Source organism: Enterococcus sp. AAFC-DPL-5182 (assembly GCF_058216605.1).
The window spans coordinates 186,654-211,919 of sequence record NZ_CM177101.1; the positions used below are offsets into that span (position 1 = coordinate 186,654).

General features: G+C 38.5%; 22 protein-coding genes. 21 read left to right on the plus strand and 1 reads right to left on the minus strand.

Going from position 1 to position 25,266, the window contains the following annotated elements; all coding sequences use genetic code 11:
* The first annotated feature begins 1 nt into the window (after position 1).
* The 10 genes from rpoZ to AC4BB7_RS00915 all read left to right on the plus strand — a co-directional run bounded on the left by rpoZ (position 2) and on the right by AC4BB7_RS00915 (position 11,330).
* Positions 2-307: a DNA-directed RNA polymerase subunit omega gene (gene rpoZ, locus AC4BB7_RS00870; RefSeq protein ID WP_010770429.1), complete on the plus strand. Its 306-nt coding sequence runs from the start codon at positions 2-4 to the stop codon at positions 305-307.
* 412 nt (positions 308-719) lie between these two features.
* The gene (gene priA, locus AC4BB7_RS00875; protein WP_490484077.1) at positions 720-3,152 is read left to right on the plus strand and encodes a primosomal protein N'; all 2,433 of its coding nucleotides are present in this window, start codon (positions 720-722) and stop codon (positions 3,150-3,152) included.
* 60 nt (positions 3,153-3,212) lie between these two features.
* A complete protein-coding gene (def, locus tag AC4BB7_RS00880) occupies positions 3,213-3,707 on the plus strand; it encodes a peptide deformylase (protein ID WP_086315074.1) in 495 nt (164 codons plus the stop codon).
* Entirely contained in the window at positions 3,700-4,641 is a 942-nt protein-coding gene (fmt, locus tag AC4BB7_RS00885; protein WP_490484078.1) for a methionyl-tRNA formyltransferase, read from the plus strand. Before def ends, fmt begins: the two co-directional genes overlap by 8 nt.
* Positions 4,642-4,646: 5 nt before the next feature.
* Complete coding sequence (gene rsmB / locus AC4BB7_RS00890) at positions 4,647-6,011, plus strand: 16S rRNA (cytosine(967)-C(5))-methyltransferase RsmB (protein ID WP_490484079.1); 1,365 nt, start codon at positions 4,647-4,649, stop codon at positions 6,009-6,011.
* A 15-nt stretch (positions 6,012-6,026) separates the two neighbouring features.
* A complete protein-coding gene (locus tag AC4BB7_RS00895; protein ID WP_086315080.1) occupies positions 6,027-6,776 on the plus strand; it encodes a Stp1/IreP family PP2C-type Ser/Thr phosphatase in 750 nt (249 codons plus the stop codon).
* Complete coding sequence (gene pknB / locus AC4BB7_RS00900) at positions 6,773-8,962, plus strand: Stk1 family PASTA domain-containing Ser/Thr kinase (protein WP_490484080.1); 2,190 nt, start codon at positions 6,773-6,775, stop codon at positions 8,960-8,962. The genes AC4BB7_RS00895 and pknB overlap by 4 nt, the downstream gene beginning before the upstream one ends.
* A 129-nt stretch (positions 8,963-9,091) precedes the next feature.
* Positions 9,092-9,991 carry a ribosome small subunit-dependent GTPase A gene (gene rsgA, locus AC4BB7_RS00905; protein WP_490484081.1) on the plus strand — a complete coding sequence of 300 codons (900 nt, stop codon included), beginning with the start codon at positions 9,092-9,094 and terminating at the stop codon, positions 9,989-9,991.
* Positions 9,992-10,035: 44 nt separating this feature from the next.
* Complete coding sequence (gene rpe / locus AC4BB7_RS00910) at positions 10,036-10,686, plus strand: ribulose-phosphate 3-epimerase (RefSeq protein WP_086315085.1); 651 nt, start codon at positions 10,036-10,038, stop codon at positions 10,684-10,686.
* Entirely contained in the window at positions 10,686-11,330 is a 645-nt protein-coding gene (locus AC4BB7_RS00915) for a thiamine diphosphokinase (RefSeq protein WP_490484082.1), read from the plus strand. The genes rpe and AC4BB7_RS00915 overlap by 1 nt, the downstream gene beginning before the upstream one ends.
* A gap of 44 nt (positions 11,331-11,374) precedes the next feature.
* Here the strand turns inward: AC4BB7_RS00915 and rpmB are convergent, their stop codons facing one another.
* Positions 11,375-11,563, minus strand: coding sequence for a 50S ribosomal protein L28 (gene rpmB, locus AC4BB7_RS00920; protein ID WP_010761898.1), 189 nt, complete (start codon positions 11,561-11,563; stop codon positions 11,375-11,377).
* Between the two features lie 266 nt (positions 11,564-11,829).
* On the opposite strand from rpmB, the gene AC4BB7_RS00925 reads away from it, so the two are divergent.
* The 11 genes from AC4BB7_RS00925 (at position 11,830) to AC4BB7_RS00975 (ending at position 25,094) form a co-directional block, all read left to right on the plus strand.
* Entirely contained in the window at positions 11,830-12,192 is a 363-nt protein-coding gene (locus AC4BB7_RS00925) for an Asp23/Gls24 family envelope stress response protein (RefSeq protein WP_010761897.1), read from the plus strand.
* A gap of 67 nt (positions 12,193-12,259) precedes the next feature.
* Positions 12,260-13,933 carry a DAK2 domain-containing protein gene (locus tag AC4BB7_RS00930; protein ID WP_086315089.1) on the plus strand — a complete coding sequence of 558 codons (1,674 nt, stop codon included), beginning with the start codon at positions 12,260-12,262 and terminating at the stop codon, positions 13,931-13,933.
* An 85-nt stretch (positions 13,934-14,018) separates the two neighbouring features.
* Positions 14,019-16,073 carry an ATP-dependent DNA helicase RecG gene (gene recG / locus AC4BB7_RS00935; protein ID WP_422392078.1) on the plus strand — a complete coding sequence of 685 codons (2,055 nt, stop codon included), beginning with the start codon at positions 14,019-14,021 and terminating at the stop codon, positions 16,071-16,073.
* Positions 16,074-16,393: 320 nt separating this feature from the next.
* A complete protein-coding gene (gene plsX / locus AC4BB7_RS00940; RefSeq protein ID WP_086315094.1) occupies positions 16,394-17,392 on the plus strand; it encodes a phosphate acyltransferase PlsX in 999 nt (332 codons plus the stop codon).
* A 143-nt stretch (positions 17,393-17,535) separates the two neighbouring features.
* Positions 17,536-17,775, plus strand: coding sequence for an acyl carrier protein (gene acpP, locus AC4BB7_RS00945; protein ID WP_010761893.1), 240 nt, complete (start codon positions 17,536-17,538; stop codon positions 17,773-17,775).
* Positions 17,776-18,001: 226 nt separating this feature from the next.
* Positions 18,002-19,009: an ABC transporter ATP-binding protein gene (locus AC4BB7_RS00950; RefSeq protein ID WP_490484083.1), complete on the plus strand. Its 1,008-nt coding sequence runs from the start codon at positions 18,002-18,004 to the stop codon at positions 19,007-19,009.
* Positions 19,009-19,953, plus strand: coding sequence for an ATP-binding cassette domain-containing protein (locus AC4BB7_RS00955; protein ID WP_086315098.1), 945 nt, complete (start codon positions 19,009-19,011; stop codon positions 19,951-19,953). The genes AC4BB7_RS00950 and AC4BB7_RS00955 overlap by 1 nt, the downstream gene beginning before the upstream one ends.
* On the plus strand, positions 19,953-20,915 hold the full coding sequence (gene opp4B / locus AC4BB7_RS00960; protein WP_010770444.1) for an oligopeptide ABC transporter permease: 963 nt from the start codon (positions 19,953-19,955) through the stop codon (positions 20,913-20,915). Before AC4BB7_RS00955 ends, opp4B begins: the two co-directional genes overlap by 1 nt.
* Before the next feature lie 31 nt (positions 20,916-20,946).
* On the plus strand, positions 20,947-21,852 hold the full coding sequence (locus AC4BB7_RS00965; RefSeq protein ID WP_490484084.1) for an ABC transporter permease: 906 nt from the start codon (positions 20,947-20,949) through the stop codon (positions 21,850-21,852).
* Between the two features lie 17 nt (positions 21,853-21,869).
* Positions 21,870-23,648, plus strand: coding sequence for an oligopeptide ABC transporter substrate-binding protein (locus AC4BB7_RS00970; protein WP_086315141.1), 1,779 nt, complete (start codon positions 21,870-21,872; stop codon positions 23,646-23,648).
* Positions 23,649-23,897: 249 nt separating this feature from the next.
* Positions 23,898-25,094, plus strand: a complete 1,197-nt coding sequence (locus AC4BB7_RS00975) for an MFS transporter (protein ID WP_490484085.1) — start codon at positions 23,898-23,900, stop codon at positions 25,092-25,094.
* Positions 25,095-25,266 lie beyond the last annotated feature (172 nt).

Consider the following 25,266-nt stretch of genomic DNA (forward strand, 5'->3'; position numbering starts at 1 on the left):
TATGATGCTAAAACCATCTATTGACTCATTATTAAAAGAAGTACCATCAAAATATTCACTTGTGATCCTAGCAAGCAAACGTGCTCATGAACTAGATGAAGGTGCACAACCAACACTAGAAAGTTTTGAATCTGTAAAAAGCGTAGGTCAAGCATTAGAAGAAATCGATGCTGCAACAGTGATCAATGACCCTCGCCCAGAAGAAAAACGTGAAAGAATGCGTATGGCAAAAGAAGAACAAAAAATGAGACGTGAACAAGAGCAAAAAGAACTTGAAAATCGCATCCGTGAAGAAAAAAGTTTATAAAATAATACAGAACTGGGATGAAACTATAAATAGCTTTCATCTCAGTTTTTATGTGTTTTAAAAATAAACCTCGACTGAGGCCTTTAATTTTTAGTAACAGAAATCAGAGGAACAAGACAAATGCCTGATTCTTTAGTACAATAGGCAAAGAAAAGCTGAACGAACCCGTTTAGCTCTGACAGAAAAATAGGGGAATATGATTGTGCTGCTTTTTAGCACGAGCAGATTCCATCTTTTTTCCGAAGAGATGGTTCGAGAAGCTAGATCAAAGGAATGGATCAACACTTTCTTCGAAACTCTTGTACTTTTCAACATCAGCTCATAGATTCGCTGTGTTTCAAAGCAAAGCTGAACGAATCCGTTTAGCTCTGACAGAAAATCAACACTACAATTATAGAATGGAGGAATGTTTATGAGAAAAGCGGCACAAGTGATTGTGGATGTACCAACGATGCAGACAGACCAACCGTTTACTTATTTGATTCCTTTTAACTTAGAACAACAATTAACAGTGGGCATGCGGGTGGAAGTTCCTTTTGGAAATGGAAATCGACATCTGCAAGGCTTTGTTTTAGCAATAGATGAAGTTTCTGACGATGTGATTGCAGCACAAAAGTTTGAATGGAAGGAAATTCTTTCAGTTTTAGACTTAAAGCCAGTACTCAATACAGAACTCTTAGAACTAGCTGACTATATGAAGGAAAAAACATTTGCCTTTAAAATCACCTGCTTACAAACCATGTTGCCTAGCGTAATGCGTGCAGATTATAGCAAATACATATACTTAACAGATGAATTAGAAGGAAACATGCAAGATGAATTGTTCTATGGACTAGATGAAATTGCGTGGGACGATGCTTTAGCACGGAATATCTTACCCCAATTGATGCAGCTTAGAAAACAGCAAAAAGTCGATATTCGTTATGAAGTCAATACGCGAAATAGAGTAAAGACGATCCGCTACATCCAAGCTCTGAAAGAGTTTGAACAATTAGAAGAAGCGCGATTAGAGCTTAGAAAAGGATCACAAAAGAAAGAACAGTTGATCAACTATTTACAGCAATTAGGCTTAGAAAAAATGACCACAGTCAAAGAGATGAAAGAGTTAGGTTTTAGTACAGCTGTTTTAAATGATGGAGCAAACAGACAATGGCTGACATTTATCGAAGCTGAAGCCTATCGTGATCCATTTGCAGATCATACGTTTGAACAAACTACAGCACTAGCTTTAAATGATGAACAACAAAATGCCGTGGATAAAATTCTGGGATCAATGAATCAAGGGAAAAGCCAAACGTATTTACTAGAAGGAATCACAGGCAGTGGAAAAACTGAAGTGTATCTTCAAGTGATTGCTGAAGTATTGAATCAAGGGAAAACAGCGATGATGCTAGTACCGGAAATCTCATTGACACCACAAATGGTTCATCGTTTCAAGAGTCGTTTTGGGGAGCAAGTAGCAGTAATGCATAGTGCGCTGTCTCAAGGTGAGAAATATGATGAATGGCGGAAAATCGAACGTGGTGAAGCACAAGTCGTAGTCGGGGTACGTTCTGCTATTTTTGCTCCTTTAGAAAATCTTGGTGTTGTGATCATTGATGAGGAGCATGAAGCCAGCTACAAGCAAGAAGAAACGCCGCGTTATCATGCACGTGATTTAGCTATTTGGCGAGGAGACTATCACCATTGTCCAGTAGTTTTAGGCAGTGCGACACCTTCATTGGAAACCCGAGCTCGTGCACAAAAAAATGTGTATGAACGACTAGTGCTATCGAAAAGAGCCAATCAAACAGCGACATTGCCGACAATCGATGTAGTAGACATGCGTGAAGAAATTCAAAATAAAAATACGTCATCCTTTTCGCTGGCCCTTCAAGAAAAAATTCAAGATCGCTTAGCTAAAAAGGAACAAAGCGTATTATTACTAAATCGTCGAGGCTATTCTTCGTTTGTGATGTGTCGGGATTGCGGTTATGTTTTACCTTGCCCAAACTGTGATATTTCTTTGACCCTGCACATGGATACAAAAACGATGAAATGTCATTATTGTGGTCATGAAGAGCGAATCCCATACCATTGTCCAAACTGTGGTGGCGATAAAATTCGATATTATGGCACGGGAACTCAAAAAGTAGAAGAAGAACTCAAAGCGTTGTTCCCTGAAAGTCGTGTTTTACGGATGGATGTTGATACAACTAGACGAAAAGGCGCTCATGAGAAAATCTTAACAGCATTCGGCAACCATGAAGCAGATATTTTATTAGGGACACAAATGATCGCTAAAGGATTAGATTTCCCTAACGTAACATTAGTTGGAGTATTAAACGCTGATACTGCACTTAACCTGCCGGACTTTCGCTCAAGTGAACGAACATTTCAGTTGTTGACACAAGTTAGTGGTCGAGCAGGTCGAGCGGAAAAGCCTGGAGAAGTAATTATTCAATCCTTTAATCCTGAGCACTATGCGATTCAATTAGCCAAGGCTCAAGATTATGAGGACTTTTACCAAAAAGAAATGTACGTCCGCCATCGGGGCGACTATCCGCCTTTTTATTTTACGGTGCAAATTACTGCAAGTCACCCAGAAGAAAATCAAGCGGCTAAACAAATGTTTGAAATAGTCAAAGAACTGAAAGAAGGATTATCTGACCAAAGTATCTTGCTTGGACCAACGCCTAACGCTATCATGCGCGTCAATAATCGATACTTCTATCAAGTAATCATTAAGTACAAAAATGAACCGAATCTACAAAATATCTTGAAAAAAATACTGACTGACACTCAAAGAGCAACAGCGCACGGATTGAAATTATCGATCGATGCTGAGCCAATGAATTTTATATAAGCTCTTAGTTATATCAAGCATCATAGTGAGAGAATGCTTGATCAAAAGAAAGGAAACCCTATGCGCTATCCTATAGTGATACACCCTAATGAACGTCTAAAACAAAAAGCAAAACCAGTAACGATGATTACGGATGAAACAATCGCACTTTTAGAAGATATGTACGAAACAATGGTTGCTCATGACGGAATCGGTCTAGCGGCACCACAAATTGGTAAAAATCTTCAGCTTGCAGTAATCGAAGTGGATGAAGAAACAGGTTTGTTTGAACTGATCAATCCGGAAATCATCGAGCGAAAAGGCACAGATATCGATGTTGAAGGTTGCTTGAGCATCCCAGAAACATATGGCACTGTTGAACGAGCAGATGAAGTGACCGTTCGTTATTTTGATCGTGAAGGAGACGAGATTGAAGTAACTGCTTATGGCTACCTTGCCAGAGCGTTTCAACATGAAATCGATCATCTGAATGGTGAGTTATTTATCGATAAAATCATTGAACCGATCAAACCAGAAGATTTAGATGCATATATGGAGGAACATTTAGATGACTAAACTAATTTTTATGGGAACGCCAGCTTTTTCAGTACCTATCTTAGAAGGACTAATAGAAAATGGCTATGAAATCCAAGCGGTAGTCACCCAACCAGATCGCCCAGTAGGACGAAAAAAAGTAATCACACCAACACCTGTGAAAGAAGCTGCAGTCAAGCATAGCTTACTTGTTTTACAGCCAGAAAAAATCTCAGGATCACCTGAAATGGACAAAATTATCGAGCTTGCGCCAGATCTTATTGTAACGGCTGCTTTCGGTCAATTTTTACCAGAGAAAATTTTAAATGCGCCAAAATTTGGTGCAGTCAATGTCCATGCTTCTCTATTGCCAAAACATCGTGGCGGTGCTCCTGTTCATTATTCGATCATTGAAGGCGAAAAAGAAACAGGTGTTACAATCATGGAAATGGTGAAGAAAATGGACGCTGGAGATATTCTTTCTCAAAAGGCGATTCCAATCACTAAATCTGATGATGTAGGGACAATGTTTGACCGTCTAAGTGTAGTAGGAAAGGAATTGCTGTTAGAGACGTTGCCTAAACTTTTAGCCAATGAAATCACGCCGATTCCTCAAGACGAAAATCATGTGACATTTTCTCCAAATATCACGAGAGAACAAGAACGGATCGATTGGCATAAAACAGCGGAACAAGTCGATAATCAAGTGCGCGGCATGCGTCCGTGGCCGACAGCGTTCACGACATATCAGGATGTCAATTGGAAGTTATGGGAAGTCACACCTTTAGATGAAACAACAAAGGCAGATCCTGGAACCATTATTAAACGTAGCAAAAAAGAACTATGGATCGCTTGCGGAGAAGGAACTGTTCTTGCTGTAAATACGATTCAGCCATCCGGCAAAGGGAAATTATTCATTCAAGATTTCTTAAATGGTGTCGGTAAAGCAGTTGCAGAATCAGATAAGGTGGGCTAATCAAAATGGGAAAGAAAATACCAGCAAGAGTAAAGAGTTCGGTTCGTTACGTTGCATTAAGAACCATTGAGCGTGTAGACAATGGCGGAGCGTATTCAAATTTATTATTAAATGAAATGATCAACAAGTCTGCTTTGGGAGAAAAAGACAGTCGCTTATTCACAGAACTTGTGTATGGAACAATCAGCCGTAAGTTGCTACTAGAATATTATTTGACGCCATTTATTACAAATCCTAAAAAAGTGGACAGCTGGGTGAAAAATTTACTTAGTTTATCGATTTATCAATTAGTGTTTTTAGACAAAATACCGGACCATGCGATTATCAATGAAGCAGTAGAAATTGGTAAACATAGAGGAAATGTCGGAATCGGTAAGTTTGTTAATGGCGTGCTTCGCGCCTTTCAGCGTGAAGGAGTACCTAGTTTAGAGAGTATCAAAGATCCTGTTGAGCGTTTGTCAGTGGAAATCAGTATGCCAAAATGGTTGACAGAAAAACTGATCAAACAAATGGGAATGGATGAAACAAGAAAATTAGGTCTCTCTCTTTTTGAGAAAAGTCATGTTAGCGGTCGTGTCGATACCCGTGAAATCAGTGTTGCTGATGCGTTAGAAGAATTGCAAAAAGATCACATTGAAGCATCTGCCAGTCAAGTTTCGCCATATGGTGTAGTTGCTGAAAAAGGTTTTTTAGCGGGTAGTTATTTATTTGCAGAAGGTAAACTGACGATTCAGGATGAAAGCTCTATGTTAGTAGCGCCAGCAATGCAAATCGAAAAAAATCATGTAGTTTTAGATGCCTGTGCGGCACCTGGTGGCAAAACCACCCATATTGCAACATTTCTTGATGCTGCACAAGGCGGTCGGGTAAAATCTTTGGATATTCATGACCATAAAATTAAATTGATCAAACAAAACGCTGAACGTCTACACGTAAAAGAGGTTGTTGATACTGAGAAATTAGATGCACGCAAAGTAGGGGAAGAATTTCCAGCAGAATATTTTGATCGTATTTTAGTAGATGCGCCTTGTTCAGGATTAGGTTTGATGCGCCGTAAACCAGATGTTAAATACAATAAATCAGCGCAAGATTTTGAACAATTACCTAAAATCCAATTAGAAATTCTAGAAAGTGTTGCCAAAACATTAAAACAATGCGGTATAATGGTTTATAGTACATGTACAATTGCTGAAGAAGAAAATCAGGAAGTTGTGGCAGCATTTTTACAAAAGCATCCAGAATTTAAAAAAATCGATGTGAGTGTTAGTGAGGCAGTTGAGCCTTCTGTACATGAGCAAATGCTCACACTATACCCGCATCAATTAGGGATGGATGGATTTTTTATTTGCTGTATGCAGAAAGTTTGTTAAACGAGGTGAAGCATAGTGGAAATCAATTTTCAATCAGATGTCGGACGGAAACGCAATACCAACCAGGATTATGCTGGGCTATTTGAGAATCAATCGGGCGTTTCTCTAGCTATTTTAGCAGATGGAATGGGCGGTCATCAGGCTGGCGATGTTGCAAGTCAGATGGCAGTCAATAATCTTGGTGAGCGCTGGCAAGAAAGTCATATCGATACATCGGAAAAGGCAGCACAGTGGCTGATCAAAGAAATCCAAGACGAAAATGAAATGATTTATGAAAAAGGACAATCTCGACCTGAATATTTAGGTATGGGGACTACGATCGTCAGTGCGGTATTACTGGAGCAATCATTTGTGTTGGCTAATATTGGCGATAGTCGAGCTTATTTAGTACGCAATAATCAATTACGTCAATTGACAGAGGATCATTCTCTAGTCAATGAACTTGTAAAATCTGGTGAAATCACACGTGAAATGGCTGCAAATCACCCGAGAAAAAATGTATTGACACGTTCGTTAGGTATGCCCAGAATGGTGGAAGTTGATGTAGCCAATCATCTTTTGGTACCGGATGATTATATATTACTATGTTCGGACGGGTTAACGAATATGGTGTCGGAAGAGGATATTCTAACTATCTTACTTTCAGAAAAACCATTAAACCAAAAAGTTGAAACATTGATCGCGACAGCCAATGAAGCAGGCGGCGCGGATAACATTACTGTCTTAGTGATCCATTTTGACGAACAGAAGGAGGAAAACCAATGATCGAAATCGGCAGAAAATTAAATGGTCGATATCATATTATTGGCAATATCGGCAGTGGTGGCATGGCAAATGTATTTTTAGCACATGATTTGATTTTAGATCGTGATGTTGCTGTCAAAGTACTGCGTTTTGACTTCCAAAATGATCAAGCAGCAATCCGTCGCTTTCAACGAGAAGCCTTAGCCGCAACTGAGTTGGTTCATCCAAATATCGTCAGTGTCTATGATGTAGGCGAAGAAGATGGTCTACAATACTTAGTGATGGAGTATGTGAAGGGAATGGATCTAAAACGATTTATCCAGACACAGTACCCAATTCCATATGCAAAAATTGTTGATATCATGGAACAAATCTTATCAGCAGTTTCATTAGCGCACGAACATAGAATCATTCATAGAGACTTAAAACCGCAAAATATTTTGATGGATGAAAGCGGCGTTGTTAAAATCACTGATTTTGGGATAGCCATTGCGTTGACAGAAACATCAATCACCCAAACAAATACGATGTTGGGCTCAGTCCATTATTTATCTCCAGAGCAAGCTCGCGGCAGTATGGCAACTAATCAGTCCGATGTTTATGCAGTTGGGATCATTTTATATGAAATGTTGACAGGAAATGTGCCGTTTGATGGTGAATCAGCCGTAACAATTGCTTTGAAACATTTCCAAGAAGAAATGCCGTCAGTCAAAAACTTTGATCCTAATATTCCTCAGTCGTTGGAAAATGTCGTATTACATGCAACGGCTAAAGATCCAGCTGATCGCTATAAAACTGCTGAAGAAATGTCACGTGATTTATATACGGTATTAGCAGCGAATCGCTTGAACGAGCCGAAATGGCAACCAACAGGATTGATGGGTGAAACGAAAATTTTAACCCCAATCACGGATGAAATGGCGATGCCATCTTCTTTTAATTCAATGGAAACACCGCCTGAAGAACGAAATGAACATGAAGAGATCGAAAATCAGGAAAAGGCAACAAAGAAGAAAAAGAAGAAAAAGCCTTTGATTATTTTTCTGATTTTATTCGCTTTGGCTTTGATTATCGGCGGTTTGTTTTATTTTGCTGGGCGAGGCAGTAGTGAAGTCAAGATTCCTAACGTGGAAGACAAGACTGAAGCACAAGCGCGCAGTTTATTAGAAGATGCTGGGTTGAAAGTAAAGAACGAAGTAAAACAAGTACAAAGTGAGAACATCGAAGAAGGAAAAGTAGTCAAGACAAATCCTGAGATAGGTTCTACAGTAAAGAAAAATCGTGAGATTGAGTTATATATTAGTACTGGCAATAAAAAAATAAAATTACCTAAGGTGACTGGTGAAAGTTACAAAGATGCCATTGAAAAATTAGGTGAATTAGGTTTCAAAGAAAGTCAGATCAAGATTACGAAGGAAACGGATTCTAAAGTTGATGAAGACAAAGTCATCAGTCAGACACCAAAAGAAGGTTCTGAAGTAGATCCGAAAACAGATGAAATCGAGTTGGTTGTTAGTGAAGGACCAGCTGATATTTATTTAGCTGACTATGCAAGTTTAGGATACAGTTATAACAATGCTGTAGATGAATTGGCAAGTTATGGAATTAAAGAAAGTCAAATAACTAGAGTAGATAAACCAAGTGATACTGTAGCGAAAGATTTGGTTATTGCTCAAAATCCCGCAGCGGGTAATCCATTTAATCCTAAAAAAGGTAAGATCACATTAACGGTAAGTTCTGGGCCTGATAAAACGACGACAACGAGCTCTGAATCAAGTACAGTTGTTTTAGGGAGTTATGCAGAAAGTTATACGTATGATAATGCAGTAAATGCTCTAGTCAGTTTAGGAATCAAGGAGAATCAAATCTCAAGAGTAGATGAAGCTAGTGATCTGTCTAAAGGAACGGTTATTTCTCAAGATCCAGGGGCAGGTGCGACCTTTGATCTTAAAAATGGTAAAATTACGCTAAAAGTTAGTACTGGGCCGAGTAACGTGAGTGTTCCAAGTATTCTAGGACTTTCTTCAGCTGAGGCTAAGTCCCAAATAGAAGGCAGTGGCTTGAAGTATGTACAAGGATCAGGAGATGCATCTAAAGGAAAAGTCATTAGTGTGTCGCCTAGCATTGGGGATAGTGTCGCAAAAGGGACTTCCGTAACAGTCAACTTCTCAAGTGCAACCGATTCAACAGGTAATGAAAATAATTAAATAAGTAACATAAGTGATTAAGATGGACATTGTCTTAATCACTTTTTTTATGTGAAAAAATGATTTCTCTAGCCCTGCATTTAGCTTTTCTTCAACCTATGTTAAAATGGAACCAATAGAAACGAGGAGGTGGCATTTCTGAAAGGTCAAATCAGAAAAGCATTAAGTGGTTTTTACTACATTTATGCAGAAGGCGCAACATTTCAAACAAGAGCCCGCGGGAATTTTCGTAATCGAAAAATCACCCCACTAGTCGGTGACGAAGTTATGTTTGAAAGTGATAATCCAACCGATGGCTATTTACTTGAAGTTTATCCTAGACACAATGAGTTGGTGCGTCCTCCAGTAGCAAATGTGGATCAAGGTGTAGTCGTTATGAGTATGATCGAACCTAATTTTTCATATAATTTGTTGGATCGTTTTTTAGTCACGTTAGAAGATAAAGAAATTGCACCGATTATTTATTTGACGAAAGTTGATTTACTGAAAGGTACGGAAGCTGTCAGCGTAGCAGATGTCAAAAAGATCTATGGAGATATTGGTTATCCTGTGATTGCTGCGACAAAAGCAAATGATGAAGGCGCTGTTCGGAATTTAGAGCAGTATTTTCCAGAATGTTTGACTGTTTTCATGGGTCAATCTGGTGCGGGTAAATCGACCTTACTAAACAAAATCTCTCCAGACCTACAATTAGCGACCGATGAAATTTCTGAATCACTAGGCCGAGGGAAACATACCACACGCCATGTGGAACTGTTGCCGTTGTATGACGGTTTAGTCGCGGATACACCAGGCTTTAGCTCAATCGACTTTTTAGAAATGGAAACTACTGATCTGCCGAAACAATTTCCAGAATTTGTAGAAGCTGCCGTTTCATGTAAGTTTCGCGAATGCATGCACCGCAAAGAACCAGGTTGTGAAGTGAAAAAACGTGTAGAGGCAGGAACGATCGCTCAAACACGTTATGATAATTATCTGCAGTTTTTACTAGAAATAGAGAACCGTAGACCGATTTATAAGAAAAAATAAGAAACGTTGAAGAACGAACCTACAAAATTCAAGGAGTGGTTTTAATGAAACTAGCACCATCGATTTTAAGTGCCGATTTTGCCAATTTAGAAAGAGATATTCAATTAGTCGAAAAATTAGGGGCAGACTATATTCATGTGGATGTGATGGATGGTCAATTCGTACCTAATATTACGTTAGGTCCTAACGTAGTCTCGGCAATTCGACCAGTGACAAAATTACCTCTAGATGTTCACTTGATGATCGTTCAGCCGGAAAATTATATTGAAGCATTTGCGAAAGCTGGAGCAGATATCATCACGGTTCATGCAGAGTCAACGCCGCATATCCATCGTGCTGTCCAAATGATCAAAGCGTCTGGTGTGAAATCGGGTGTGGTGATCAATCCAGGGACACCATTGTCAGCCATCGAGTATGTGTTGGATTTAGTTGATCAAGTTTTGATCATGACAGTGAATCCTGGATTTGGGGGACAATCGTTTATTGAAAGTTCATTAGATAAGATTGCCCAATTAAAAGAGTGGAAAGAATCCAAAGGGTATACGTATGATATTGAAGTAGATGGTGGTATTGTACCGGAGACAGCCAAACGTTGTAAAGAAGCAGGTGCTAATGTTTTTGTGGCGGGTTCTTATATCTATGATTCAGAAAGCCCTAAAGATCGCATCGCTGCACTTAGAGCTGTGTTAGATTAATGAATATTCTTCTTGTGGCAGGTGGTTCGCCTGATAAGTGGCCGCAGTTTGGCATGGAAGAGTTTGATTATTTGGTGGGCATCGATAGAGGAAGCTTGTATATTGTAGAGCAGGGTTGGTCGTTGGATTTGGCGGTAGGAGATTTTGATTCTTTAACGGAGAATGAACAACAGCTTATTCAAAGGGTGGCGAAAGAACTTGTGCAGGCACAAGCAGAAAAAGATGATACCGATACCCAATTAGCTTTAGCTCATACACTTAAAAAGTTTCCAGAAGCTGAATTTACGATCATCGGTGCAACAGGTGGTCGTTTGGATCACTTTCTAGCAAATTTATGGCTCCCTCTTGAATCGCGTTTTCAGAGTTTTGCGCACCAAATAAAATTAAAAGATCACCAAAATAGTGTCTCCTACTATCTTCCTGGAGAGTATAGTGTGACAAAAGAAATAGGAATGACTTATTTAGCCTATTGCTGTTTAATACCGGTCAAAAACCTGACACTGACAGAAAGTAAATATACGTTGGATCATGTCGATGTTAGCCTTCCTATTTCTTATGCGAGTAATGAATTTGTTGGTGAATCAGCTGGATTTTCGTTTGATGCAGGCATGATTGCCGTAATCCAAAGTCGCGATGATAAATAAAAAAAGCTGAACGGCATGCCGTTCAGCTTTTTGATTACGTTCTATTAAACACGCTCGATTTTACCAGATTTCAAAGCACGAGTTGACACCCAAACTTTTTTAGGTTTACCGTCTATTAATACACGAACTTTTTGCAAGTTAGGTTTAACAGTACGTTTAGTAGCGTTCATTGCATGTGAGCGGTTATTGCCGCTGCTTGTCTTACGACCAGTAAAGTAACATACTTTTGCCATTTTTAGTTTCCTCCTTTGCTTTGATCTCGGAGCGATAGTTTTCAGCTCATACTAACTTAATTTATCACAGAAGGCAGTTTTTTGCAAGAGGATTTTCAAATCTGTTTGACATTTCCCTTCAAACGATGTAAATTATACAATTATTGGTAAATTCGATGAGACTCTCTATAATTATCTAGATAAGTTCCTTTTCATTAAGGTATGGCTATGTTAAAATATTATAGAAGAAAATAGGGCAATTGTGCTCTTTAAGGAGGCTTTCATCAATGGCTGTAAAAATCAAAACACCAGCAGGCACCATTGAGATTACCAATGAGGTTATTGCCACGGTCGTTGGCGGTGCTGCGACGGATATCTATGGAATCGTCGGTATGGCTAGTAAAAACCAAATCAAAGATAATTTAAATGGCATTTTGCGTAAAGAAAATTATTCTAAAGGCGTTGTCGTTCGTCAAGAAGAAAACGGCGTTGCGGTCGACGTATATACAATTGTGAGTTATGGAACAAAAATTTCAGAAGTTTCACGTAATGTACAAGAGAAAGTAAAATATAATCTTGAAACATTGCTAGGTGTGACAGCTAATTCTGTCAACGTATTTGTACAAGGTGTTCGTGTGTTGCCTGACTAGGTAGCCAGCTGTTTGAATAGATGGAATTTCATCTATTTGCAGTGAATCTCAAAGGAGGATTTTTTAGGTGAATGTAACAGAAATCAGTGCAAGTCAGTTCCAAGAGATGGTTCAGGCTGGTGCGAGTCGTCTGCATGTGAATGCAGAATATGTCAACTCATTGAATGTTTTCCCTGTACCAGATGGTGATACAGGAACCAATATGAACTTATCTATGACAAGTGGAGCGAAGGCTGTAGCCGATTCTCGTTCTGAAAAAGTCGGAGAACTAACAACGATTCTTTCAAAAGGATTATTGATGGGGGCTAGAGGGAACTCTGGCGTTATCTTATCCCAACTATTCCGCGGATTTTCTAAGCAAATTCCAGATGTTGAGACGTTGAATGCAAAAGATTTAGCAGCAGCATTTACTCATGGTGTAGAGACTGCCTATAAAGCGGTAATGAAGCCTGTGGAAGGAACAATTTTGACTGTTTCTAGAGAAGCTGCCCGTTCTGGTGAGCGTAAGGCAAAAGAAACAGACGATTGTATCGAAGTGATGGAAGCAGTTGTTAAAGGAGCAAAACGTGCTCTAGCTAAAACACCTGATCTTTTACCTGTGTTAAAAGAAGTCGGCGTGGTCGATAGTGGTGGTCAAGGTTTGTTATTTATCTATGAAGGCTTTTTAGAAGCTTTATCTGGTGAATTCTTGGCAACAGAAATCTATGAACCAAGCCCAGGTGAGATGGACGAGATGGTCAATGCTGAACATCATCGCGGTGTTAGCGGACATGTAGCGACTGAAGATATCAAATTTGGTTATTGTACAGAAATCATGGTTCAAATCGGTGAAGGTCCAACTGTGGACAGCGACTTCGATTATGAAACATTTAGAAACTACTTAAATGAATTAGGTGATTCTTTACTTGTTGTAAATGACGATGAAATCATTAAAGTTCACGTGCATACGGAACATCCAGGTGAAGTGATGAACTACGGACAAAAGTTCGGTTCATTAGTGAAAATCAAAGTCGACAACATGCGTTTGCAGCATGAAACATTGGTTGAACATGACGCTCAAGCAGCAGTTGCTCAAAAAGCACGTGTTCCTTATGCTGTGATTGCGATTGCAGCAGGAGAAGGCGTCCAAGAATTATTCCGTAGCCTTGGTGCAAGCTACATCATCAGCGGTGGTCAAACAATGAACCCAAGTACAGAAGATATCTTGAAAGCTGTTAAAGAAGTGAATGCGGATCAAGTTATTATCTTACCTAACAACAAAAACATCTTCATGGCAGCGGATCAAGCAGCAGAAGTAGCAGATATTCCAGTAGCAGTTGTTCCAACGAAAACAATCTCTCAAGGAATGACAGCGATGCTTGCATTCAATGATCAACAAACCCTTGAAGAAAATAAAACAACCATGACAGAAATGATTGAAAGTGTTGTCAGTGGACAGGTAACAACAGCTGTACGTGACACAACGATCGATAATGTCGAAATCAAAAAAGATGACTATCTAGGAATGATCGACGGTAAAATCGTCGTTTCTGAACCAGATATGTTTAAAGCATCATTGGATACACTAAAACGCATGATAGATGAAGATACGGAAATCGTAACGATCATTGTCGGCGAGGGTGGTACAATGAAAGAAGCTGAAAAATTTGTAGAAGCTTTGACGGCTGAGTACGAAGATCTAGAAACAGAACTTCACGAAGGTGGACAACCTGTTTATCCATATCTATTTTCAGCTGAATAATTAATGACTTACTAAAGCCAGACACTTGTTGTTTGGCTTTTTCTATAGAAAATAAACAAATAGAGAGTAAATCACGTATCTATTAATGAAAGGAGGAACAGTGGTGAACCTATCAGATGATATCGGTGTCTTGCCAGGAGTTGGACCAAAACGTGCGGAAAACTTAAAAGAGCTAGGTATTCAAACGATTGAAGATTTGCTATCCTACTATCCTTTTCGATATGATGATATCCAAGAAAAGGAATTAAATGAGATTCAAGATCAAGAGAAAGTCACGTTAAAAGGTTTAGTTGTATCTGAGCCAGTTGTGAGCCGCTATGGCTATAAAAAAAGTCGAATGATGTTTCGGATGATGCAAGACCATGCGGTGATCAATGTTTCCTTCTTTAACCAACCCTATTTGAAAGATAAAATCGTCATGTCAGAAGAAATAGCTGTTTACGGAAAATGGGATGCTAAACGTAAATCCTTGAATGGCATGAAAATTCTAGCGGCAAAAAACGATGGAGAAGATTTTGCTCCGATTTATCATGTAAATAAAAAAGTTCGACAAAGTAGTTTGATTCAGCTGATTCGTACTGGGTTTGAAAAATATGGGAATTTGATTCCTGAAATTCTACCAGAAAATCTCTTGGAGAAATATCGTTTGATGCCAAGAGAAAAAGCGATGCTTGCGATGCATTTTCCTAGTAATCCAGAAGAAAGTCATCAAGCGAAGCGGCGTGTTGTTTTTGAAGAATTTTTCTTATTCCAACTGAAAATGCAAGGCCTGAAGAGACAAGAGAAAGCTGAAAAAAATGGGTTGATGATTCAGTATGATGTGGATCGTTTAAAATCATTTACGCAAAAACTTCCTTTTGAACTGACTGCAGCTCAAAAAAAAGTAACAAATGAAATTTGTCGAGATTTAATGAGTCCAAACCATATGCAGCGTTTGTTACAGGGGGATGTTGGAAGTGGTAAGACAGTGGTTGCGGCGATTGCTCTTTATGCAACGATGACCGCTGGCTTTCAAGGGGCCTTAATGGTCCCCACAGAGATTTTAGCGCAACAACATATGGAAAGCCTCCAACAACTATATGATCCTTTAGAAGTTCGTACAGCGCTACTTACTGGGTCGACTAAGACCAAAGAGCGTCGAGAAATTCTTGAGCAATTAGCGACAGGTGAAATCGATATTATCATTGGCACCCATGCTTTGATCCAAGAAGATGTTTTATTCCATCGATTAGGTTTGGTAATCACCGATGAACAACATCGATTTGGTGTGAACCAACGCCGAATCTTAAGAGAAAAAGGATTAAAACCGGATGTCTTATTTATGACAGCGACGCCTATTCCTAGAACGTTGGCGATTACAGCTTTTGGTGAAATGGATGTTTCGATCATTGATGAAATGCCAGCTGGCCGTATCCCGATAGAAACACGTTGGATCCGACCACCTCAATTAGATACTGTTTTAGAGTGGATGGAAAAAGAATTGGCCCGTGGTCATCAGGCCTATGTGATTTGTCCATTAATAGAAGAATCAGAAGCGTTAGATGTTAAAAATGCGACAGAGATCTTTGAGCATATGTCCGCTTTTTTCAATCCTACTTATCAGGTTGGATTACTTCATGGGAAAATGAAGAATCAAGAAAAAGAAGAAATTATGCAGGAGTTTAAAGAAAATAATTTGCAGCTTCTTGTTTCTACTACAGTAATTGAGGTTGGGGTCAACGTTCCAAATGCAACGGTTATGCTGATCATGGATGCGGATCGTTTTGGATTGGCACAACTTCATCAGCTTCGTGGTCGTGTTGGCCGTGGCTCAGATGCGTCATACTGTATCTTAGTTGCTAACCCGAAAAATGAAATGGGCGTAGAACGGATGAAAATCATGACCGAGACCAATAATGGTTTTGTGTTGAGCGAAAAGGATTTAGAATTACGAGGACCAGGAGAAGTATTTGGTGCTAGACAATCTGGCGTACCGCAATTTGCTGTCGGAGATATTGTGACAGATTTCAATATTCTTGAAGTCGCTCGTCAAGAAGCAAGCGATATTTGGAAAAAGGAACAATGGTGGGTGTTACCAGAGTATCGTGGAGTGGCTGATAAAATCAAGCCGAATGATGGTGAGCAGCAATTTTTTGATTAAAAAAAGATTTGGAGCTGTATGAAGCAACTCTCAAGGAATGAACTGAGTTGATGTAGAGAGGTACCTACTATATTTCATTTCGATCTCATCAATTCTAAGTGTCAAAAACAAAGGGCTCGGTTTCATGAGAGTTAAACGCTTTGTTCCGCTTTTCGCTGATCTAGCTACACGAGCCAGACCTCTCAACAAATAGACAAAATGCTGAAAAGATAAAGAGCATCTTTCCAGCATTTTCCTAATTTGATCGAGGTCTAAACGGCTCGTTCCGCTTTTCGATATGTTATACTACTTATTGTAATTTACCTAGGAGGGACTATGTTATGAAGATTGCAGTTGATGCAATGGGTGGCGATCATGCGCCGCAGGCTATTGTTGAAGGCGTGATGTTAGCCAAACAGGATTTTCCTGAGATTGAGTTTTTACTTTATGGAAAAGAAGATGAAATTAAAAAATATGTAACAGATGAAACGAATATTACGATTATCCATACGGATGAAAAAATCAATAGTGATGATGAGCCAGTAAAAGCGATTCGTCGTAAGAAGACAGCTTCCATGGTGTTGGCAGCACAAGCGGTCAAAAATGGAGAAGCTGATGCAATTTTTTCTGCAGGTAACACAGGTGCGTTATTAGCCGCAGGATTATTTATCGTTGGGCGTATCAAAAACGTTGAACGTCCGGGTTTGATGTCGACTTTACCAGTGATTGGTCAACCAGATGGCGGGTTTGATATGTTGGATTTAGGTGCGAATGCCGATAATAAACCAGAGCATCTTGTTCAATACGCAGTGCTAGGTTCTTTTTATGCCGAAAAAGTTAGAAATATCACGAAGCCACGTGTGGCGCTGTTGAATAATGGTTCTGAAGAAACGAAAGGCAGCGAGCTGACTAAAAAAGCGTTTGAATTGCTTTCAGAAGAAGAAGGAATTCACTTTATTGGTAATGTGGAAGCACGTGATTTACTAAGTGGAGCAGCCGATGTTGTTGTGACTGATGGTTTCACAGGGAATGCTGTTTTAAAATCAATCGAAGGAACAGCCTTGAATATGATGGGACTGTTAAAATCTTCGATTCTGGCAGAAGGATTTAAAGGCAAAATGGGCGCATTACTTCTAAAAAATGCGTTACGTGGTATGAAAGATGAAATGGATTACTCTAAGCACGGTGGAGCGGTTCTGTTTGGATTGAAAGCACCAGTCATCAAGACTCACGGATCAACTGGACCAGAGGCTGTTCGTTATACGATTCGTCAGATTCATACAATGTTAAAAACAGAGGTCGTACCTCAACTTGTTCGTTATTATGAAACAAAAGAATAGCTATTTTCGCAACCTATTTGCAACCGTATTGTAATAGTTTTGCAAAAAAAGATGGACAAATCAATCAATTGTGAGTACAATGTATCATAGCGTTTAACTCAATCATGATGAACGCTTTTCAAAAGCAGTGGAGGTGAATACAGTTGACTCGTGAAGAAGTACTTGAAAAAGTAGCGAAGATTATCTCAAACCACTTTGATATTGAAGCTGAGAAAGTGACAGATCAATTAAACATTAAAGATGACTTGAATGCAGATTCAATTAGTGTAATGGAATTTGTTTTAGAGCTGGAAGATGAGTTTGGTACAGAAATTTCTGATGAAGATGCAGAGCAAATTGAAACAGTTGGTGCCGCTGTAGATTATATTATGAATAACTTATAATTTGAAATGAAAAAAGTGGAACAAAACAAACCCTGTTTTGTTCCACTTTTTTTACCATATAGCCGATTTTGCATTACCAAAATGTTGCAATTTTTACAAATATTATATACAATTGCTTAAAAATGATTACAATGAGAATATACCGAAAAAGTTTAAAAAGATATGGTTTTTTAATAAGATTTTTTATTGTAATAAGTGATTTAATTAGCGTGGAGGAGTGTATAAAGTGAGTGATGGAAATCAATTATTAGACGTTCAACATCTGCACACAGGTTTTCGTATTAAAGATGAGTACTATGATGCAGTTGATGATGTGTCCTTTGAATTAGGAAAAAATGAAATCATGGCAATCGTTGGTGAGTCTGGTTGTGGGAAAAGTACCTTAGCGACAACGATTATTGGGTTACATGATGCAAATAATACCCGTGTAACTGGAGAAATTATTTATAAAGACTTGAACTTGACTACATTTAATGAAGAACTATATAACAAAATACGCGGTAACGATATCGGGATGATTTTCCAAGATCCATTGTCGGCGTTGAATCCTTTGATGCGAATTGAAGAGCAGATAAAAGAAAGCTTGACCTATCATACAGATATGAACACAGAGCAAAAACAAGCGCGAGTGATTGAACTATTAACTCAAGTAGGAATACCAAATCCTGAACGAGTAGGAAAACAATATCCTCATGAGTTATCTGGAGGAATGCGTCAGCGTGTGATCATTGCAATCGCGATTGCATGCAAACCAGCAATCATTATCGCTGATGAACCAACAACAGCATTGGACGTAACGATCCAAGCACAGATTTTGGATTTATTAAAGGATTTACAGGAAGAAACAGGTTCTGGAATTATTTTGATCACTCATGATTTAGGTGTAGTAGCTGAAATGGCGGATAAGGTAGCGGTGATGTATGCAGGGCAATTTGTTGAAGTTGCAACGGCTGAAGAATTGTTTAACAATCCCAAACATCCATACACACGTTCATTATTACAATCGATTCCACAAGAAAATTCAGATGATAGTCAGTTGCACGTAATTGAAGGGGTGGTACCTTCGTTGAGTAAATTACCAAGAGAAGGATGCCGTTTTGCGCCAAGAATTCCTTGGATTTCAGAAGATGCTCATGAAGCAGAGCCAACTTTGCATGAAGTGTCAGAAGGGCATTTTGTCCGTTGTACGTGTTATCAGCATTTCCATTTTAGAGACGATCGGGAGGAAGTATAATGGCAGAAATCATTCAAATCAAAGACTTGAAAGTTCATTATCCTATCCGTAGCGGTTTCTTTAATAGAGTAACTGATCATGTATTGGCGGTTGATGGTGTTGATTTTATTATCGAAAAAGGCAAAACATACGGTTTAGTTGGTGAGTCAGGTTCGGGAAAATCAACCACTGGAAAAGCAATCATCGGTTTAGAAAAGGTAACGAGCGGTAGTATTTCATATCAGGACAAAGATGTGACAAAAGCGCACAATCGCAAAGCGATGAAATACAACAAAGACGTTCAAATGATTTTTCAAGATTCAATGTCTAGCTTGAATCCTAAAAAACGTGTGCTGGATATTATTGCTGAACCAATTCGCAATTTTGAACGGTTGAGCGATCAAGAAGAAAAGAAAAAGGTCAAAGGACTTTTAGATATCGTTGGAATGCCGGAAGACGCATTGTACAAGTATCCGCATGAATTCTCAGGCGGACAACGTCAACGTTTAGGTGTTGCTAGGGCTGTTGCAACGAACCCTAAGTTGATTATTGCAGACGAGCCAGTTTCAGCGTTGGATTTATCTGTGCAAGCACAAGTGTTGAATTTTATGAAAAATATCCAAGAAGAATATGGGTTGAGTTACTTATTTATTTCACATGATTTAGGTGTCGTAAAGCATATGTGTGATAATATCGCAATTATGTATAAAGGTCGTTTTGTAGAGATTGGAACACGTCAGGACATTTACACAAATCCACAACACATCTATACAAAACGCTTATTATCAGCAATCCCTAAAATCGATGTTGCAAATCGCGAAGAACACAAAGCGCAACGTCGTCAAGTAGAAAAAGAATATATCGAGCATCAAAAAGATTATTACGATCAAAATGGTCGCGTATATGATTTACGTAAAATTAGTGAAACACATCAAGTAGCGCTAAAAGATGGAGGTGAGATCTAATGTGGAAAACGATTTTACGACGTGTACTCTTTATGATCCCTCAAATCTTGATTTTAAGCGTACTGATTTTTATGTTAGCCAAAATGATGCCGGGTGATCCCTTTACTGGTTTGATCAACCCCAATACCGATCCAGCAGTGATTGAAAAAATGCGTGAATCAGCTGGGCTGAATGATCCGTGGACAACACAATATGTCCGTTGGATCGTCAATGTTTTCCATGGTGATTTTGGGGAGAGTTTTATCTTTAAATTACCAGTCTCAACATTGATCGGAAGCCGTGCAGTGAATACGATCCTGCTATCCTTAGTAACAGTTGTGATCATGTATGCGATCGCTTTACCATTAGGTGTTTTATCGGGTCGTTATCAAAACTCCATTTTAGATAAATTTGTGGTGATTTATAACTTTTTCAGTTTTGCAGTGCCACCATTTATTTTTGCATTAGTGATGCTTTTTGTTTTCGGCTATCGTTTAGATTGGTTCCCAACAACTGGTTCGATTTCCAGTGGTGTTGAACCTGGAACGGGTGCGTATATTTGGGATCGGTTCTATCATTTGATTTTACCAGCATTGTCTCAAGCACTTTTAGGAACGGCGATCACGATTCAATATTTACGTAATGAAGTGATTGATTCTCAATCCTTGGATTATGTGCGGACAGCTCGTTCAAAAGGGGTACCGACAAATAAAGTCTATACAAGACATATTTTCAGAAACGCCTCTTTACCAATCGTTTCTCAACTTAGCTACGAAATCACAGCTCTGATCAGTGGTTCAGTAGTTATCGAAAAGATCTTTGGTTATCCAGGAATTGGAAAATTATTTATCGACTCGATCGGACAACGGGATTACGCAGTAATCACCGCCTTAGTATTGATTTTAGGAGTTGCGACACTCGTCGGAAATCTGATTTCAGATATCGTGATGAGTCTTGTAGATCCGCGGATTCGGGTTCAATAGAAAATCAATTTTAAGGAGAGGAAGAGACGAGATGGATAAAAATAAAGAAAACACAGCAGTTGCTGTACCAGAAACAATCCCACCAATGGGATTTCGAATGATCGCAAGAGAATTCAAAAAAGATAAATTAGCGATTTTCTCACTTGTACTGTTAGTAGCCATTCTATTGGTTGTTTTTATCGGTGCTTTATTGACCGATCAAGACAAAGTAATGACAGTCAGTATTTTAGATAAATATGCCGAGCCTGGTGGAAATTTCATATTAGGAGCAGATGAAGGCGGACGTGATGTGCTTGGTCAATTGATCATTGGTGCTCGTAATTCTGTTGTGATCGGTTTTGCGATCACGATTCTAACATCGATCATCGGTGTAGGTATCGGTATTGTTTCAGGATATTATGGCGGAATGTTTGATAATGCAGTGATGCGTGTGGTTGATTTTATCATGATTTTGCCGATCATGATGATCATCATTGTATTTGTTACGATCATTCCTAACTATAACGTTTGGTCCTTCGTGGGAATCATGAGTGCTTTTTACTGGGTCGCAAAAGCGCGGTTGTTTAGAAGCAAAACGTTATCTGAGGTTCGCAGAGACTATGTGAGTGCTTCAAAGACGCTAGGAACAAGCGATTTTAAAATCATGTTTCGAGAGATTATGCCAAATCTAAGTTCATTGATCATCACGAACTTAACGATCAACTTTGCGGCAAATATCGGGATCGAAACAACATTGACTTTCTTAGGATTTGGTTTGCCGACAAATGTACCGAGTTTAGGAACATTGATCGGATATGCCAGCAATGGCGATGTTTTAGCAAATAAAACATGGATCTGGGTACCTGCATCAGTGCTGATTTTGGTAATGATGTTATGTATAAATTATATTGGCCAAGCGTTTAAACGTTCAGCAGATGCTAGACAACGTTTAGGTTAAGAAGAGGAGGAAGTAGTGTGAAAAGCAAGAAACTTTTGGGTTTAATTACATTAACAGCAGTGGTAGCTGTAACATTAGCTGCGTGCGGTGGAGGTAAGAAATCAGATTCAGGCAACAAGAATGTCGAAACTGAGGATATCAGTAAATTTACAATGAAGGTCAAAAATGACAAAGAAGCAATCAAAGGCGGGACTTTGGAAGTTGCAGTTGCGTCAGATACTCAGTTTAAAGGATTATTTTCTAAAATATACTATCAAGATGCTTACGATTATCATTATATGAGACCTTCTGATGAAGGACTATTTAGTTATGATGAAGATTTTGTTATCACAGATGACGGTGCTGCTAAGTTAGATTTAGATGTTGATAATAAAAAAGCAACGATCACTCTGAAAGAAAATATTAAATGGTCAGATGGTGAACCTGTAACTGCTGATGATTTGATTTATCCATATGAAGTGATTGGAAGTAAAGACTATACAGGAATTCGCTATGATGACAACTTTACTAACATTGTTGGAATGGAAGAGTACCATGATGGAAAAGCAGACACTATCTCAGGTATCAAAAAAGTAGATGATCAAACAATCGAAGTATCTTATAAAGAAATGAATCCAGGCATGCTGCAATTAGACGGTGGCGTTTATACAAGTGCAATGCCGAAACATATCTTTAAAGATATTCCAATCAAAGACCAAGAAAAAAGTGATGCAGTCCGCAAAAATCCTGTAACATACGGTCCTTACTACATGAGTAAAATCGTAACAGGTGAATCTGTGGAATACTTACCAAATGAACATTACTACAAAGGAAAACCTAAATTAGATAAAATTGTATTTACCAACGTGCCAACTGCTTCAATCGTTGAAGCAGTGAAAGCGAAAAAATATGATATGGTTTACGCAATGCCAACTGATAACTTCCCAACTTATAAAGATTCAGAAGACTATCAAATGTTAGGCCGTGAAGAATTAGCATACACATATGTTGGATTTAAATTAGGAACATTTGATAAAGAAAAAGGCGAAGTTATCATGAATCCAGATGCCAAAATGGCGGATGTGAAATTACGTCAAGCAATGGGCTATGCGATGGATAATGATGCAATCGGACAAAAATTCTACAATGGCTTACGTACTGGTGCAACAACGTTGATTCCACCAATCTTCAAAACATTGCACAATACAGATGTTAAAGGCTATCAATATGATTTAGATAAAGCGAAGAAAATTTTAGATGACGCTGGTTATAAAGATACAGATGGCGATGGCCTTAGAGAAAATCCTAAGGGTGAAAAATTAACCATCAACTTTGCTTCAATGGCAGGTGGCGAAACAGCTCAACCTTTAGCAGATTACTATCTACAACAATGGAAAGAAATTGGTTTAGATGTGAAATTAGCAACAGGCCGTTTAATCGATTTCCAAGCATTCTACGATAAAATCAAAAATGATGATCCAGAAATCGACGTATTCCAAGCTGCTTGGGGTGTCAACAGTGCGCCATCTCCAGCAGGATTATATAGTCGTAACGCAGCATTCAACTACTCACGTTTTGCTTCAGAAGAAAATGACAAACTGTTAAAAGCAATTGATTCAAAAGCGTCATTTGACGATAAAAAACGTAAAGAAGCATACGATGCATGGCAAGAATATATGTTTGAACAAGCACCAGTTATTCCAACATTATATCGTAACGAAATCATGCCAGTTAATGATCGCGTGAAATCATTTACTTGGAATTATGAAGAAACAAGAGACTTCTATGATATTGAATTGACAGCAGAAAAACGTTAATTTATTGGGCTAGAAGATAGTAAAAAAGACACTTCCATTAGTATTTGGAAGTGTCTTTTTGCGTTGAAGGGTTGAACTAAAAGTAATAGTATGAGAAAATGGTTAAAAAATTAGTGGAAATGAAAGAGTATGCTAATCTTTATGGGATCTGGAGGAAATCACCTATGAATATTTAAAATACTTCACTTGGTCAAGGACGAAAAAAATGAAGAACGAAATTTTCGTTTCTTCTAAGTGAAGGTGAGAAAAATGAATAAAAATATAGCGTTCAACAAACTTATTGTAGGTCAAATGATTTCTAATATTGGTGATACTATTTATACGATTGCAATCGTGAGCTCTGTCTTTTCGTTAACGAATTCTGCATTAGCAGCATCAACTGTCCCCGTCATTATCACAGGGAGTATGGTTCTGTCAGGTTTGTTGACACCATTGATCGTGGTGCGTGTATCGCTATCAAAAATTTTGCAGGTAAGCCAATTGTTTAAGACAATTATTTTAGCGGGTTTAGCGACTTATTTACAGTTGAATGTCGAGCATCTTGATTTAACCATTTTATACGTATTTATTGCAGGGATTGCTTTTTTAGACGGATGCGCTGAACCAGTTAGTACAGCTTTAATACCGCACTATGTTAGTGAGCATTATTTGATTCGAGCCAATAGTATTTTTAATACCATGTTACAAGTTGTCAGTATAGGTAGTTGGGCGATCGGATCGTCATTATTGATTATTTTTTCGGTGATGAATCTTTTGTGGTTGGATGTAGGAGTATTTGCGATTTCGGCTATTATTTTATGGCTGCAGCCAAAAGTTACTAAACGCGTAGAATCAGAAAAAAATGAATGGGAAAATTTTCTTGTAGGTTGGCAAGGGATTCGTGAGCAGTCGCTTGTTCGTGTGGTTGTTAGGATGGATATTCTCGAGAATATTGCGAATACAGCTTGGGTTTCAGCGATCGTGTTAGTTTACGTGAAAGAAGTTTTACACGTTTCTGAAAGTTGGTGGGGGTACATAAACGCCACTTACTTTGCGGGAGCTATGCTTGGAAGTATTATTGTGATGAGATATTCAAATTGGATCAATCAAAATAAATCAAAAGCAGTTATTACAGGTTCGTTGTTTGGTGCTATTGTGACCTTTTTTGTTGTTCCAGGGTGGCATCCTATATTTATTTTGATTTGTTCTGTCTTTGTTGGGATATTTTCTCAAATCAAAAATATTCCTCAAGCGACTGCTATACAACAGAAGATTCCAAAAGATAAACTTGCTTCGATTTATGCTTCGATGAATGTACTTTATACGGGGACATTTGCTTTGGCTTCGGTCTCTATGGGACTAGTTTCAGAGTATCTTGGTGTGAGAACAGTATTTGTCTTATCGGGAATTTTATTATTTGTCGTCGCTATGATAGCGAAGAATAAAGAGTCATTATTTGATGAATAATTTTTAGCTGAGATAATATGTAAGAGGGAAACAGTGAGTAGTTATGAAGTAGAGTTCATAGCTACTCGCTTTTATATTTTAGCGTACAAGAACGATTATAACGAAAATTAAGGAGAATGATAGAATGGGCCACAAAGTAATTAAATTTGGTGAAAAGAAAATGAACAGGAGC